General features: G+C 70.9%; 15 protein-coding genes. 7 read left to right on the top strand and 8 right to left on the bottom strand.

Translation table 11 applies throughout. The features are described from left to right. Positions 1–99 precede the first annotated feature (99 nt). The gene (gene era / locus AC07FK_RS08435; RefSeq protein WP_028813516.1) at positions 100–1041 is read left to right on the top strand and encodes a GTPase Era; all 942 of its coding nucleotides are present in this window, start codon (positions 100–102) and stop codon (positions 1039–1041) included. A 4-nt stretch (positions 1042–1045) separates the two neighbouring features. Here the strand turns inward: era and AC07FK_RS08430 are convergent, their stop codons facing one another. Beyond that, positions 1046–2425 carry a GH1 family beta-glucosidase gene (locus AC07FK_RS08430; protein WP_479103674.1) on the bottom strand — a complete coding sequence of 460 codons (1380 nt, stop codon included), beginning with the start codon at positions 2423–2425 and terminating at the stop codon, positions 1046–1048. A gap of 6 nt (positions 2426–2431) precedes the next feature. Between AC07FK_RS08430 and AC07FK_RS08425 the strand changes: the two genes are divergently transcribed. Next, entirely contained in the window at positions 2432–2782 is a 351-nt protein-coding gene (locus AC07FK_RS08425) for a hypothetical protein (RefSeq protein WP_479103672.1), read from the top strand. Between the two features lie 105 nt (positions 2783–2887). Here AC07FK_RS08425 and AC07FK_RS08420 read toward each other — a convergent pair whose 3' ends face one another. Genes AC07FK_RS08420 through AC07FK_RS08410 form a run of 3 tightly spaced genes read right to left on the bottom strand, consistent with a single transcriptional unit; the run spans position 2888 to position 4512 of the window. Then, positions 2888–3127, bottom strand: coding sequence for a type II toxin-antitoxin system CcdA family antitoxin (locus AC07FK_RS08420; protein ID WP_479103671.1), 240 nt, complete (start codon positions 3125–3127; stop codon positions 2888–2890). Between the two features lie 37 nt (positions 3128–3164). Beyond that, positions 3165–3431 (bottom strand): protealysin inhibitor emfourin, encoded by a 267-nt coding sequence (locus AC07FK_RS08415; RefSeq protein WP_479103669.1) that lies wholly within the window; start codon positions 3429–3431, stop codon positions 3165–3167. Between the two features lie 25 nt (positions 3432–3456). Next, positions 3457–4512: a M4 family metallopeptidase gene (locus AC07FK_RS08410; RefSeq protein ID WP_479103667.1), complete on the bottom strand. Its 1056-nt coding sequence runs from the start codon at positions 4510–4512 to the stop codon at positions 3457–3459. A 306-nt stretch (positions 4513–4818) separates the two neighbouring features. On the opposite strand from AC07FK_RS08410, the gene leuA reads away from it, so the two are divergent. Next, positions 4819–6576 carry a 2-isopropylmalate synthase gene (gene leuA / locus AC07FK_RS08405; RefSeq protein WP_479103665.1) on the top strand — a complete coding sequence of 586 codons (1758 nt, stop codon included), beginning with the start codon at positions 4819–4821 and terminating at the stop codon, positions 6574–6576. Between the two features lie 199 nt (positions 6577–6775). Continuing rightward, a complete protein-coding gene (locus AC07FK_RS08400; RefSeq protein ID WP_479103663.1) occupies positions 6776–7441 on the top strand; it encodes a TerB family tellurite resistance protein in 666 nt (221 codons plus the stop codon). Between the two features lie 25 nt (positions 7442–7466). Here AC07FK_RS08400 and AC07FK_RS08395 read toward each other — a convergent pair whose 3' ends face one another. Beyond that, on the bottom strand, positions 7467–8837 hold the full coding sequence (locus AC07FK_RS08395) for an FAD-dependent oxidoreductase (protein WP_479103662.1): 1371 nt from the start codon (positions 8835–8837) through the stop codon (positions 7467–7469). A gap of 158 nt (positions 8838–8995) precedes the next feature. Between AC07FK_RS08395 and recO the strand changes: the two genes are divergently transcribed. The 3 genes from recO to AC07FK_RS08380 are packed head-to-tail and all read left to right on the top strand — an operon-like array spanning position 8996 to position 11162. After that, positions 8996–9742, top strand: a complete 747-nt coding sequence (gene recO / locus AC07FK_RS08390; RefSeq protein ID WP_479103660.1) for a DNA repair protein RecO — start codon at positions 8996–8998, stop codon at positions 9740–9742. Positions 9743–9762: 20 nt separating this feature from the next. Next, on the top strand, positions 9763–10590 hold the full coding sequence (locus AC07FK_RS08385) for an isoprenyl transferase (RefSeq protein ID WP_479103658.1): 828 nt from the start codon (positions 9763–9765) through the stop codon (positions 10588–10590). A 44-nt stretch (positions 10591–10634) separates the two neighbouring features. Next, positions 10635–11162, top strand: a complete 528-nt coding sequence (locus tag AC07FK_RS08380) for a YcxB family protein (protein WP_479103657.1) — start codon at positions 10635–10637, stop codon at positions 11160–11162. Positions 11163–11241: 79 nt separating this feature from the next. Here the strand turns inward: AC07FK_RS08380 and AC07FK_RS08375 are convergent, their stop codons facing one another. The 3 genes from AC07FK_RS08375 to AC07FK_RS08365 are packed head-to-tail and all read right to left on the bottom strand — an operon-like array spanning position 11242 to position 13417. Next, a complete protein-coding gene (locus AC07FK_RS08375) occupies positions 11242–11700 on the bottom strand; it encodes a Fur family transcriptional regulator (protein ID WP_479103655.1) in 459 nt (152 codons plus the stop codon). A gap of 26 nt (positions 11701–11726) precedes the next feature. Then, entirely contained in the window at positions 11727–12641 is a 915-nt protein-coding gene (locus AC07FK_RS08370) for a metal ABC transporter permease (protein WP_479103653.1), read from the bottom strand. Between the two features lie 2 nt (positions 12642–12643). Further along, complete coding sequence (locus AC07FK_RS08365) at positions 12644–13417, bottom strand: metal ABC transporter ATP-binding protein (RefSeq protein ID WP_479103652.1); 774 nt, start codon at positions 13415–13417, stop codon at positions 12644–12646. Positions 13418–13445: the final 28 nt, after the last annotated feature.

Raw genomic sequence — 13445 nt, 5'->3', positions numbered from 1 at the left:
GCCGCCGAGGCCGGAAAGCGCCGCCTTGCCGGGCCGCACGCCCGCCCCCGGGGCGGGCACTGGTCGGCTCCGCGGCGTACATCGGGGAGAATGGCACGCATGAGCGCTCGCACCCAGTCTTCCGAGGCCCCCCACCGGGCCGGCTTCGCCTGCTTCGTCGGCCGCCCCAACGCGGGCAAGTCCACCCTGACGAACGCTCTGGTCGGCCAGAAGGTCGCCATCACGTCCAGCCGGCCGCAGACCACCCGCCACACCGTGCGCGGGATCGTGCACCGCCCCGACGCGCAGCTGATCCTGGTCGACACCCCCGGCCTCCACAAGCCGCGCACGCTGCTCGGCGAGCGTCTCAACGACGTCGTACGCACCACCTGGGCCGAGGTCGACGTGATCGGCTTCTGCCTGCCCGCCGACCAGAAGCTCGGCCCCGGCGACAAGTTCATCGCCAAGGAGCTCGCGGGGATCAAGAAGACGCCGAAGGTCGCGATCGTCACCAAGACCGACCTCGTCGACTCCAAGCAGCTCGCCGAGCAGCTCATCGCCATCGACCAGCTCTCCAAGGAGCTCGGCTTCGAGTGGCAGGAGATCGTCCCGGTGTCCGCCGTCGGCGACAAGCAGGTCTCGCTCCTCGCCGACCTGCTGATCCCGCTGCTCCCCGAGAGCCCGCCGCTCTACCCCGAGGGCGATCTCACCGACGAGCCCGAGATGGTCATGGTCGCGGAGCTGATCCGCGAGGCCGCGCTCGAAGGCGTACGGGACGAGCTGCCGCACTCCATCGCGGTCGTCGTCGAGGAGATGCTGCCGCGCGAGGACCGCCCGGCCGACAAGCCGCTCCTCGACATCCACGCGAACGTCTACATCGAGCGTCCCAGCCAGAAGGGCATCATCATCGGCCCCAAGGGCCAGCGCCTGAAGGACGTGGGCACGAAGTCGCGCAAGCACATCGAGGCCCTGCTGGGCACGCCGGTCTTCCTCGACCTCCACGTGAAGGTCGCCAAGGACTGGCAGCGCGACCCGAAGCAGCTACGCAAACTGGGCTTCTGAGCCGTCACGGCCGCCCGGACGCCCCGGGCGGCCGCTGCTCGCGCAGCGCGTCCCGCAGCCAGTGGAACGACGCCTTCGGCGTCCGGGCCAGCGTCTCGTAGTCGATGTGCACGAGGCCGAAGCGCTGGGCGTACCCCTCGGCCCACTCGAAGTTGTCCGTCAGCGACCAGACGAAGTAGCCGCGTACGTCGACGCCCGCCTCCAGCGTCCGGTGCAGCGCCCGCAGGTGGCCGTCGAGGAAGGCGATCCGCTCCTGGTCGTCCAGACCGTCGTACGGGCAGCCGTTCTCGGTGATGACGACCGGCGGCAGCCGGTCGCCGTACCGCTCGCGCATGGAGGTCAGCAGCTCGGTCAGGGCCTCCGGGACGACCGGCCAGCCGAAGGCCGTGCGCGGGTGGCCCTCGATCTCCCGTACGGAGAACGGCATCTCCGGCGGTATCCCGACGCCCGCGAAGTCGGTGGGCGCGTCCGCGCCGGGGGCCCCGACCAGCGTCGGCTGGTAGTAGTTGACCCCGTACCAGTCGACCGGCCGCGCGATGACCTCCAGGTCCTCGGCCACCGGACCGGGAAGCATCTCGGCGATGCCGTCCGGATACCGCCCGAGCAGCAGCGGGTCGGCGAACAGCCGGTTGAGCAGCAGGTCGTACAGGCCGGCAGCGCCCGTGTCCTCTTCACCCTCCGACGCCGGCCACACCGGTCCGTGCGAGTTGGCGATCCCGATGCCGCCCGCGCCCCTGGCCCGCAGCGCCTGTACGGCGAGTCCGTGGCCCAGGAGCTGGTGGTGGGCGGCGGGCAGCGCGTCGAAGAGCAAGCGCCTGCCGGGGGCGTGCTCCCCGAGCCCGTAGCCGAGCAGCGTCACCTCGGCGGGTTCGTTGAGCGTGATCCAGCGGTCCACCCGGTCACCCAGCCGGGCGGCCACCGCATCGGCGTACTCCGCGAACCGGTGGGCGGTGTCCCGCTCCAGCCAGCCATCGGCCTTCTCCAGCGCCAGCGGGGTGTCCCAGTGGAAGAGGGTCGGCACCGGACGCACCCCGGCGGCGCACAGCTCGTCGACGAGCCGGTCGTAGAAGCCGAGCCCGGCCGCGTTCACCGGCCCGCAGCCCTCCGGCATCACCCGCGGCCAGGCCACCGAGAAGCGGTACGCCCCGACGCCCAGGTCCTTGATCAGTGCGACGTCCTGGGCGTACCGGTGGTAGTGGTCGGTCGCGACCGACGCGTCCGAACCGTCCTTGATCCGTCCCGGCTCGGCGGCGAAGGCGTCCCACGACGACGGCCCCCGGCCGCCCACGCCGACCGCGCCCTCGATCTGATGAGCCGAAGTCGACACCCCCCAGAGGAAGTCGGCGGGGAAGCGGGGCAGCGGGTGCGGCGGCAGCGACGTCATCCAGCGATGCTCGGTACCGCCGGTAACCCTGTCAATGGGGCCTGTGCGGGAATGTGGTCGCGTCAGACCGCGATCAGCCGGACCCGGCCGCCGCAGAGCTTCGTCATGTCGTCGATGTCCATGTCGTCGATGTCCGACGTCGTCCGACGTCAGTATGGCGACCGGGCCTGCCTGCCTGCCGGCCGCTTCGGCGATGGTGGCGTCGATCGCGTACTTGCGCCCGTGCAACCCGGCATCCTTGAGCAGCCGGGCCGCGGCCTTCGCGCCGCGCTCCGGGACCGGTTCCACCTTGATACGGGAGAGCAGCCGGTTTTCGGTCTTCGCGTGTGCGACCTCGATGATCGGTGTTGGCGCTGACGACCAGGTCGGTCTCGCTGCGCTGTGCCGCGTCGACGAGCGCGGTGACCTTGCGGTCACCGGCGGTCCAGGCGGACAGGCCCTGGAAGTCCAGGACAAGGGTCGTCACGCCGCTTCCTCGCGCGGGGCACCGGCGCCGTGCAGCAGCGCGTCGGCCTCGGCGCGCTCCTCGTCGGTGAACGCGGCGTGCTCGCGTTCGTAGCGTCGCAACTCCTCGGCCAGCAGGTCGTTGCGGATTCTGCGGGCGAGGGCTTCCGCCGCGTAACCGGACAGGTTGTCCGTGAGCCCGCGAGCCGACTCCACGAGTTCCTCGGGAAGCGAGATGGTGATCTTCTTGGTGGCCACGCACCACCACACTGCGGTACGGCGATCCGTGGACCGTTCAGGCCCCTTCCTTCAGCACCTGTGAGATGAGCCGGCTCTGCGCCTCGGTCAGCCTCGGGTCCGCGCAGTAGACGGTCTTCCCGTCGACCGTGATCTGGTAGCTGAACCCGTCCGGCACGCCGACCGGCGGCGTGCCCCGGCCGGCGGAGACCGCCTCCTCGACCAGGGTGTGCCATTCCGCGGCGTCGGTCCGTCCGGAGGTGTCCACCTCGGCGTACCGCTCGATGCCGGCGAAGCCTCCTGTGCGCCTTACCCCGATTCGCATGGTTCCGTTCTAGTACGGATACGGCTCAGCCGGTAGGCACCCCGACCACGGACCACGCTTTCAGCAGAGCCTCCCGCTCCTCGCCGTCACCGAAACGGGCCTGCGCCGCCGCCACGGTGGCCCGCGCGAAGTCCGCGAAGCTCGCGTCGACCTGGAGGCCGCCGCCGGTCAGGGTGTCGTACCAGATCTGTCCCGCCCGCTCCCACGCCTTGCCGCCGAGGTCCGTGGCGAGGAGGTAGAAGGCGTGGTTCGGGATGCCGGAGTTGATGTGGACGCCGCCGTTGTCGCGGCCGGTGCGGACGTAGTCCGCCATCCTCGCGGGCTGCGGGTCCTTGCCGAGCACGTCGTCGTCGTACGCCGTGCCGGGCGCCTTCATGGAACGCAGGGCCACGCCGGTGACGCGGTCGGTCAGCAGGCCCGCGCCGATCAGCCAGTCGGCCCGTTCGGCCGTCTCGTCGTTGACGTACTGCTTGACCAGGGAGCCGAAGACGTCGGACACGGACTCGTTGAGGGCGCCGGGCTGGCCGAAGTACGTGAGGTTGGCCGTGTACTGCGTCATGCCGTGGGACAGCTCGTGGGCGATGACGTCCACGGGGAGCGTGAAGTCGCGGAAGATCTCGTCGCCGTCGCCGAAGACCATCTGCTCGCCGTCCCAGAAGGCGTTCCCGTAGTTCTCGCTGTAGTGGACGCTCGCGACGAGCGGCAGGCCGTTCCCGTCGATCGAGTCGCGCGCGAAGGCTGTGAGGAGGAGTTCGAACGTCGCGCCCAGACCCGCGTACGCGCGGTTGACGGTCGCGTCCCCGCCCGGCTCCTCGCCCTCGCCGCGCACTTTGACGCCCGGCAGCCGCTGGCGGTTCTGCGCGTCGTGGACGGTGCGGTGCGGCTTGCCGTCCGCCGCGCCGGACCCGGCGGCCGCCGGGACGCCGAGCACCGTGGTCAGCCGGCGGTGGGTGCGCTGGGCGGCGTCTGCTTCGAGGGTCCGGCGCGCGGGGCCCGCGAGTGCCGGGTCGTCGGCCCGGGCGAGCTCGTCGAGGATGTGGGGCGGCACGATGGTGCAGAACACGGGATGTGTGGCCTTCATGGCCGCAATGTCGCACTGGGTCACCGAGCAGTCACTACTTGCGACCACGATTGATGAAATCGAGTGAAGGATCACTTTCGCCCGTTACCCGCCCGTTACCCCCGGGGTGGTCCCGCATACTGATACGGGTCCGGCGAAACCGGCCCGACTCGGCTAGGCTGCGGCACATCATGCGTTACGGGCTGCTTCTCCTTAGCTGCCGCGGCGAGGGTCTGTAGTTCCAGGCCGACCCCCTCCCCGCGGAGTCTGGTGCTGCAGCGACACCGTCGGCCGTCCCCTTTGCAGGACACCGAGGAGCCCCACGCGATGAACGCCCCTGTTGGCCGCCCCACGCCGATCACCAACGCGACGCAGCTGCAGAAGCCGTCCGGGATGCCGATCCACAAGTACGGCTCGTACGAGGCCGTCGACATCCCCGACCGCACCTGGCCCGACCACCGGATCACCAAGGCGCCGCGCTGGCTGTCCACCGACCTGCGTGACGGCAACCAGGCCCTGATCGACCCCATGAGCCCGGCCCGCAAGCGCGAGATGTTCGACCTGCTCGTACGCATGGGCTACAAGGAGATCGAGGTCGGCTTCCCGTCCTCCGGCGAGACCGACTTCGCGTTCGTGCGCTCCATCATCGAAGAGGGCGCGATCCCCGAGGACGTGACGATCTCCGTCCTGACCCAGGCGCGCGAAGAGCTGATCGAGCGGACCGTCGAGTCGCTGGTCGGCGCCCGCCGCGCGACCGTGCACCTCTACAACGCCACCGCGCCGACCTTCCGCCGCGTCGTCTTCCGCGGCTCCAAGGAGCAGGTCAAGCAGATCGCCGTGGACGGCACGCGGCTGGTCATGGAGTACGCCGACAAGCTGCTGGGCCCGGAGACGGTCTTCGGCTACCAGTACAGCCCGGAGATCTTCACCGACACCGAGCTGGACTTCGCCCTGGAGGTCTGCGAGGCCGTCTGCGACGTGTGGCAGCCGGAGGAGGGCCGGGAGATCATCCTGAACCTGCCCGCCACCGTGGAGCGTTCCACGCCGTCCACGCACGCGGACCGCTTCGAGTGGATGTCGCGCCACCTGACGCGGCGCGAGTACGTCTGCCTGTCCGTGCACCCGCACAACGACCGCGGCACCGCCGTCGCCGCCGCCGAGCTGGCGATCATGGCGGGCGCGGACCGCATCGAGGGCTGCCTGTTCGGGCAGGGCGAGCGCACCGGCAACGTCGACCTGGTCACCCTGGGCATGAACCTCTTCTCGCAGGGCGTCGACCCGCAGATCGACTTCTCTCAGATCGACGACATCCGCCGCACCAGCGAGTACTGCAACCAGATGGAGGTCCACCCGCGCCACCCCTACGCGGGCGACCTGGTCTACACCGCCTTCTCCGGCTCCCACCAGGACGCCATCAAGAAGGGCTTCGACGCGATGGAGGCCGAGGCGGCCGCCGCCGGCAAGACGGTCGACGACATCGAGTGGGCCGTGCCGTACCTGCCGATCGACCCGAAGGACGTGGGCCGTTCGTACGAGGCGGTCATCCGGGTCAACTCGCAGTCCGGCAAGGGCGGCATCGCGTACGTCCTGAAGAACGACCACAAGCTGGACCTGCCGCGCCGCATGCAGATCGAGTTCTCCCGGATCATCCAGGCCAAGACGGACGCCGAGGGCGGCGAGGTCACGCCGAAGGCGATCTGGTCGGTCTTCCAGGACGAGTACCTGCCGAACTCCGAGAACGCGTGGGGGCGCATCCAGCTGCGTTCCGGTCAGACGACGACCGACAAGGACGGCCAGGACACGCTGACCGTCGAGGCGGTCGTGGACGGCGTCGACACGGTGCTGACAGGCACCGGCAATGGCCCGATCTCGGCCTTCTTCGAGGCGCTGGGAGCGGTCGGCGTGGACGCCAGGCTGCTGGACTACCAGGAGCACACGATGAGCGAGGGCGCGAGCGCCCAGGCCGCCTCGTACATCGAATGCGCCATCGACGGCAAGGTTCTGTGGGGCATCGGCATCGACGCGAACACCACGCGCGCCTCCCTGAAGGCCGTCGTCTCGGCCGTGAACCGGGCCACGCGCTGACACTCCGGGCTCCGGTGATGTGAAGCCGGGCGGGTCGATTTTCGGCCACGCCCGGCCTTTCGCGTGTCCCCGGCACCGCGAGGGTGCTGACGTGAGATCTCGGATGTGGCTAACATCACGGCAACACGGCAGCGTTGCCGGAGCGTTACGGAGGTGCGACGTGCTGCGAACCCGAGGGCGGAAACGATGCGTGTGGGGCATGCGCACCGCATGGAACACCGTCGGCGACGGTGACTTCTTCTGCCCCGGCTGCGGCGGCGACCGCAACTACCGGCGGCGCACGGGCCGCAGGCGCTTCACCGTGCTCGGCGTCCCGCTCCTGTCGCGCGGCGATGTCGGCCCGGTCGTCGAATGCGCGGCCTGCCAGGGCCACTTCGGCACCGAGGCGCTCGACCACCCCACCACCGTGCGCCTCGCCGCGATGCTGCGCGACGCCGTCCACACCGTGGCCCTCGCCGTCCTCGCCGCGGGCGGGACGTCCTCCCGCACGGTCCGGGTGACCGCGGTCCAGGCCGTCCGGGCCGCCGGGTTCGACGACTGCACCGAGGACCGGCTCACGACCCTCGTCGACGCCCTCGCGGCCGACACCGGGCGTCTCCTGGGGGCGTACGAAGGGGCTCCGGATCCCTCCGACCCCTGCGGCGCCGCGCTCGCCATCGAACTGCACGAGGCGCTCGAACCGCTGTCCCCGCACCTCGCGCCCGCGGGCCGCGAAGCGATCCTGCTCCAGGGCGCCCGGATCGCCCTCGCCGACGGCCCGTACAGCCCCGCCGAGCGCGAGGTGCTGACGATCGTCGGCGGCGCGCTGCTGATCCGCCCGGAGGACACGGCCCGGCTGCTGTCGACGGCGCGTACGCCCTCGTGAAGCGGGCCGGGCCCGTCCGCCCGGCTCAGTCCCGCGGCTCCTCGCTCGCCCTCAGCATGGCCTCACGCTCGACGATCTTCACGCGCTCGCGGCCCTCGGCCTCGCCCAGCGCGCGCTCCGCGCTGTCGAGGCGGTGCCAGCCCTCCCACGTCGTGTAGGCGACGCCCCTGCCCGCGAGGAAGTCCACCACGGCGTCCTCCGCGGGCGCGGCAGGGGCGGGCAGACGGCCGGCCCCGTGGTCCTCCAGCAGGTTCGCCACCGTCTCGTTGGCGTCGCCCTTGGTGTGGCCGATGAGGCCGACGGGGCCGCGCTTGATCCATCCGGTGACGTACGTCGACGGCAGGTGCCCGCCCGCCTCGATCACGCGGCCGCCCTCGTGCGGAACGGTGCCGGTGGTGAAGTCGAAGGGAAGCTTGGGGAGTTCGTCCGAGAGGTAGCCGACCGCGCGGTAGACGGCCTGCACGTCCCAGGTCTGCGTCTCGCCCGTGCCCGTGACGTTGCCCGTGCCGTCGAGCCGCGTGCGCTCCGTGCGAAGCCCCACGACCCTGCCGTCCTCGCCGACGACCTCGGTGGGCGACTCGAAGAAGTGCAGGAAGAGCTTGTGGGGCCGGTCGCCGATGTCGCGGATCGCCCAGTTCTCCAGCGTCTTGGCGACCATGTCCGCCTGCTTGTTGGCGCGGCGGGTGGCGATGCTGCCGTCGTCGTAGTCGATGTCCTCGGGGTTGACGACGACCTCGATCGTGGGGGAGTGGTCGAGCTCGCGCAGTTCCATCGGGCTGAACTTCGCCTGAGCGGGACCGCGCCGCCCGAAGACGTGGATCTCGCGGGCCCTGTTGGCGGCGAGGCCGTCGTACACGTTCGGCGGGATCTCGGTCGGGAGCAGCTCGTCGGCGGTCTTCGCGAGGATGCGGGCCACGTCGAGCGCCACGTTGCCGACGCCGAGCACGGCGACCTTCTCCGCGTCGAGCGGCCAGGTGCGCGGCACGTCGGGGTGCCCGTCGTACCAGGAGACGAAGTCGGCCGCGCCGTACGAGCCGTCGAGGTCGATGCCGGGTATGTCCATCGCCCGGTCGGCGCTCGCGCCGGTGGAGAAGATCACCGCGTCGTAGAACGCGCGCAGGTCGTCCAGGCCGATGTCCGACGGGTAGTCGACGTTGCCGAAGAGCCGTATCTGCGGCTTGTCCAGGACCTGGTGCAGCGCCGTGACGATGCCCTTGATGCGGGGGTGGTCCGGGGCGACGCCGTAACGGATCAGCCCGAAGGGCGCCGGCATCCGCTCGAAGAGGTCGATGGAGACCCCGGGGTCGGTCGCGGCGTCGGACTTCAGCAGGGCGTCGGCGGCGTAGATTCCGGCGGGGCCGGCGCCCACGATCGCGACCCTCAGGGGGCGGGGCATGGGGGATTTCCCTTCGGGTGGCGACAACTGTCTCGTGCGTCACCCTAGGCAACGAAATGCCCGGACAGGTACGCGACCCCCGCCTATGACCTCATAAGCAGACCTTATGACCACCCAAAGGTCTCCTTGATGGGTGCCCGGTGGGCGAGAATGGTCGCATGACCCTGTTCCGCGACGACGGCATCGTGCTGCGCACCCAGAAGCTCGGTGAGGCGGACCGGATCATCACGCTGCTCACCCGAGGTCACGGCCGCGTACGCGCGGTCGCGCGGGGCGTGCGGCGGACCAAGTCGAAGTTCGGCGCGCGCCTGGAGCCCTTCTCGCACGTCGACGTGCAGTTCTTCTCGCGGGGCAGCGAACTCGTCGGGCGCGGCCTGCCGCTGTGCACGCAGAGCGAGACGATCGCTCCCTACGGCGGCGGAATCGTCACGGACTACGGCCGCTACACCGCCGGTACGGCGATGCTGGAGACCGCCGAGCGGTTCACCGACCACGAGGGCGAGCCCGCCGTGCAGCAGTACCTGCTGCTCGTCGGCGGCCTGCGCACCCTCGCCCGCGGCGAGCACGCCCCCCACCTCATCCTCGACGCCTTCCTGCTGCGCTCGCTGGCGGTCAACGGGTACGCGCCGAGCTTCGACGACTGCGCGCGGTGCGGGCTGCACGGGCCGAACCGGTTCTTCTCCGTCGCCGCCGGCGGCGTCGTCTGCGGCGACTGCCGGGTGCCCGGAAGCGTCGTACCCTCGGCGGAGGCCGTCGGACTGCTCAGCGCGCTGCTGACGGGGGACTGGGAGACGGCGGACCGATGTGAGGCGCGGCACGTCCGGGAGGGCAGCGGACTGGTGTCGGCCTACCTGCACTGGCACCTGGAGCGCGGGCTGCGCTCGCTGCGGTATGTGGAAAAGTGAATCGAGGGAGAGGCAAACTCATGGCACGACGCGGGATTCTGGGCCGTAACCGGCGCGAGTACAAGACGCCGGAACCGCACCCGTCCGGTGCGCGGCCGCCGAAGATCCCCGGCGAGCTCGTACCGGAGCACGTGGCGATCGTCATGGACGGCAACGGCCGCTGGGCCAAGGAGCGCGGGCTGCCGCGCACCGAGGGCCACAAGGTCGGCGAGGGCGTCGTGCTCGACGTGCTCAAGGGCTGCCTCGAGATGGGCGTCAAGAACCTCTCCCTGTACGCCTTCTCCACCGAGAACTGGAAGCGCTCGCCCGAGGAGGTGCGCTTCCTGATGAACTTCAACCGGGACGTCATCCGCCGCCGCCGGGACGAGATGGACGAACTCGGCATCCGCATCCGGTGGACCGGCCGCATGCCGAAGATGTGGAAGTCCGTCGTCCAGGAGCTCCAGGTCGCCCAGGAGCAGACCAAGGACAACGACGCCATGACGCTGTACTTCTGCGTCAACTACGGCGGGCGCGCGGAGATCGCGGACGCGGCGCAGGCGATCGCGCGCGACGTCGCGGCCGGCCGGCTCGACCCGTCGAAGGTCAACGAGAAGACCTTCGCCAAGTACATGTACTACCCGGACATGCCGGACGTGGACCTCTTCGTGCGCCCCAGCGGCGAGCAGCGCACGTCCAACTACCTGATCTGGCAGAGCGCGTACGCCGAGATGGTCTTCCAGGACGTCCTGTGGCCCGACTTCGACCGCCGCGACCTGTGGCGCGCCTGCGTCGAGTACGCCTCCCGCGACCGCCGCTTCGGCGGGGCCGTCCCGAACGAACAGCAGCTCGCCGCCGGCAGCATGTAGGGCGGCGCGGGCGCGCCCGCCGGACGTGGCTAGGATCCCGCCCCATGAACGATCAGGGGCGGGACATGAGCCAGGCCGGGGAGACCGTCGAGCTGACCTACCGGCCGACGCGCGGCGACGTTCTGGCGGGCATCCGGATACGCGAGCGCGTCCGGCGGCTCGACGTACTGCGGTGGGCGCTGATCGCGCTGATCGCGGGGTTCGGCCTGCTGCTGGCGCTGAGACCGGGCGGCGCGGGGGCGATGAACGTCCTCGTGTACGGACTGATCGCCCTGTGCCTGTGGTGGATCCCGCGTCTCCAGGCCAGGCAGGTGCTGCGGACGGTGGAGTGGCAGGGCGAATACCGTACGACCGTCACCGACGCGGGCGTCTCGGCCGCCAACGACTACGCCACGCTTGCCCTGCGCTGGTCGCTCTTCCGGGGCTACCAGGAGACCGCGGACCACGTCGTCCTGCTCAGCCGGGACCCGAACATCCTGTGCGTCGAGGTCCTCCCCAAGCGGGGGCTCGCGGACCCGGCCGACGCGGACCGGCTGCTGGCGCTCCTCGACCGCAACCTGCGGCGGCTCTGAGGGGCTCGGGAGACGGCGTGAGGGCAACGAGAGCGGGCCCGCACCGGACACGTCCGGTGCGGGCCCGCCGACGTACGTCTCAGACCTTCGCCGCGCACTCCACACAGGTGCCGAAGATCTCCACGGTGTGCGCCACGTTCACGTACCCGTGCTGGGCCGCGATGGCCTCCGCCCACTTCTCGACCGCGGGGCCCTCGACCTCCACGGCCTTGCCGCACACCCGGCACACCAGGTGGTGGTGGTGCTCGCCGCTGGAGCAGCGCCGGTACACCGCCTCGCCCTCGCTGGTGCGCAGCACGTCCACCTCGCCGGCGTCGGCGAGGGACTGCAGGGTGCGGTAGACCGTCGTCAGCCCCACCGAGTCGCCCCGGTGCTTGAGCATGTCGTGAAGCTCCTGCGCGCTGCGGAACTCGTCCACCTCGTCGAGCGCGGCCGCCACGGCGGCCCGCTGCCGGGTGGACCGGCCACGCACCGGGGATGGGGTTCCCGCAGTGCTCACAGGTGCCTCCTCTGGTCGCCCGTACGTATGCCGGGCCATTCTGCCAGGTCGCCGCCGGACGCCGGTCAGACCTTGGCGCCGTTGGCGGGGCGGAAGCCGTCGGGCAGTCCGCCGGCCTCCACGCTACAGGCGGCCGCCGTTCCGGCCTCCGCCTCGCTCGCGGCGCGGGCCCGGCGCCGGGCGAGCGGGGCGGCCAGCGCGGTGAGCAGGAAGAAGACGCCGATGGCCAGCAGCACGATGGTCGCGCCCGGCGGCACTTCGTACTCGTACGAGGTCACCGTGCCGGCCAGCGTCACGGCCGTGCCGATGGCCACGGCCAGGACGAACGTGACCTTGAAGGACCGCGTGATCTGCTGCGCCGCGGCCACCGGCACCACCATCAGCGCGCTGACCAGCAGGAGCCCGACGACGCGCATCGCGACCGTGACCGTGACCGCCGCGGTGACGGCGATCAGCAGGTTCAGGGCGCGCACCGGCAGGCCGGTCACGCGGGCGAACTCCTCGTCCTGGCTGATCGCGAAGAGGTGCCGCCGCAGGCCGACCGTGACGAGTATCACAAAGGCGGCCAGCAGGCAGATCGCGACGACGTCCGCGTCCGAGACGGTCGACAGCGAGCCGAAGAGGTACGACGTGAGGTTGGAGTTCGAGCCGTTCGGCGCGAGGTTGATCAGCAGGACGCCACCCGCCATGCCGCCGTAGAAGAGCATGGCCAGGGCCATGTCGCCGCGCATGCGCCCGTACCAGCGGATCAGTTCCATCGCGACGGCGCCGGCGATCGAGACGAGGGCGGCCATCCACACCGGGTTGGCGCTCAGCAGGAAGCCGAGGCCGACGCCGGTCATGGCGACATGGCCGATGCCGTCGCCCATCAGGGCCTGGCGGCGCTGTACGAGGTAGATGCCGACCGCGGGGGCGGTGATGCCGACGAGGACGGCGGCGAGCAGGGCCCGCTGCATGAAGGCTGTTTCGAGAATTTCCATGATCAGGTCAGCAGTCCCGTCCGGACGCGCTCGGAGTCCGAGTGCGGGTGTACGTGGTCGTGGCCGGGCAGCGCGTGCTGCCCCAGCGACTCCGGAGGCGGTCCGTCGTGGGTGACGCATCCGTCGCGCAGCACCACCGCGCGGTCGATCAGCGGCTCCAGGGCGCCGAGTTCGTGCAGGACGAGAAGGACGGTCGTACCGGCGACGACCTGCTCGCGCAGGGTCGCGGCCAGGATCTCCTGACTGGCGAGGTCCACACCGGCCATCGGCTCGTCCATGATCAGCAGTTCCGGCTCCGAGGCGAGCGCCCGCGCGATGAGCACGCGCTGGTGCTGGCCGCCGGACAGGGCGTTCACGGAGTCCCTGGCGCGGTCCGCGAGACCCACGAGCTCGATGGCGCGGTGCACGGCGGCGCGGTCGGCCCTGGTGGGCCACCGCAGCTTCGCGCGGGAGAGGCGGCCGGAGGAGACGACCTCGTACACGGTGGCGGGAACGCCGCTGGCGGCCGTGGTGCGCTGCGGTACGTACCCGACGCGGGACCAGGAGCGGAAGCGGCGCAGCGGCGTACCGAAGAGCTCCACGGAGCCGCCGGTGAGGGGCACCTGGCCGATGACGGAACGCACCGCCGTCGACTTGCCCGAGCCGTTCGCGCCCAGCAGCGACACGACCTCACCCCGGTGCACGGAGAGGTCGACGCCGCGCAGCACGGGGCGCGAGCCGAGGGTGGCCGTGGCGCCGCGCAGGGATATGACGGGCTGCTCTGGCTCAGACTTCATGGCTCGCGCCTCCGATGGTGCCGGGGTG

The organism is Streptomyces sp. NPDC046122 (assembly GCF_056429965.1).
This window is presented reverse-complemented; position numbering and strand designations above follow the sequence as displayed.

Bases quoted from the DNA above. Each gene is read 5' to 3' on its own strand.
- AC07FK_RS08410 (WP_479103667.1), bottom strand. From the start codon at position 4,512: ATGAAGGCCACACATCCCGTGTTCTGCACCATCGTGCCGCCCCACATC.
- AC07FK_RS08375 (WP_479103655.1), bottom strand. From the start codon at position 11,700: ATGGCCCGGCATACGTACGGGCGACCAGAGGAGGCACCTGTGAGCACT.
- AC07FK_RS08365 (WP_479103652.1), bottom strand. From the start codon at position 13,417: ATGAAGTCTGAGCCAGAGCAGCCCGTCATATCCCTGCGCGGCGCCACG.
- recO (WP_479103660.1), top strand. From the start codon at position 8,996: ATGACCCTGTTCCGCGACGACGGCATCGTGCTGCGCACCCAGAAGCTC.
- leuA (WP_479103665.1), top strand. From the start codon at position 4,819: ATGAACGCCCCTGTTGGCCGCCCCACGCCGATCACCAACGCGACGCAG.
- AC07FK_RS08370 (WP_479103653.1), bottom strand. From the start codon at position 12,641: ATGGAAATTCTCGAAACAGCCTTCATGCAGCGGGCCCTGCTCGCCGCC.
- AC07FK_RS08430 (WP_479103674.1), bottom strand. From the start codon at position 2,425: ATGACGTCGCTGCCGCCGCACCCGCTGCCCCGCTTCCCCGCCGACTTC.
- AC07FK_RS08385 (WP_479103658.1), top strand. From the start codon at position 9,763: ATGGCACGACGCGGGATTCTGGGCCGTAACCGGCGCGAGTACAAGACG.
- AC07FK_RS08380 (WP_479103657.1), top strand. From the start codon at position 10,635: ATGAACGATCAGGGGCGGGACATGAGCCAGGCCGGGGAGACCGTCGAG.
- AC07FK_RS08395 (WP_479103662.1), bottom strand. From the start codon at position 8,837: ATGCCCCGCCCCCTGAGGGTCGCGATCGTGGGCGCCGGCCCCGCCGGA.
- era (WP_028813516.1), top strand. From the start codon at position 100: ATGAGCGCTCGCACCCAGTCTTCCGAGGCCCCCCACCGGGCCGGCTTC.
- AC07FK_RS08415 (WP_479103669.1), bottom strand. From the start codon at position 3,431: ATGCGAATCGGGGTAAGGCGCACAGGAGGCTTCGCCGGCATCGAGCGG.
- AC07FK_RS08400 (WP_479103663.1), top strand. From the start codon at position 6,776: ATGCGCACCGCATGGAACACCGTCGGCGACGGTGACTTCTTCTGCCCC.
- AC07FK_RS08425 (WP_479103672.1), top strand. From the start codon at position 2,432: ATGCTCGGTACCGCCGGTAACCCTGTCAATGGGGCCTGTGCGGGAATG.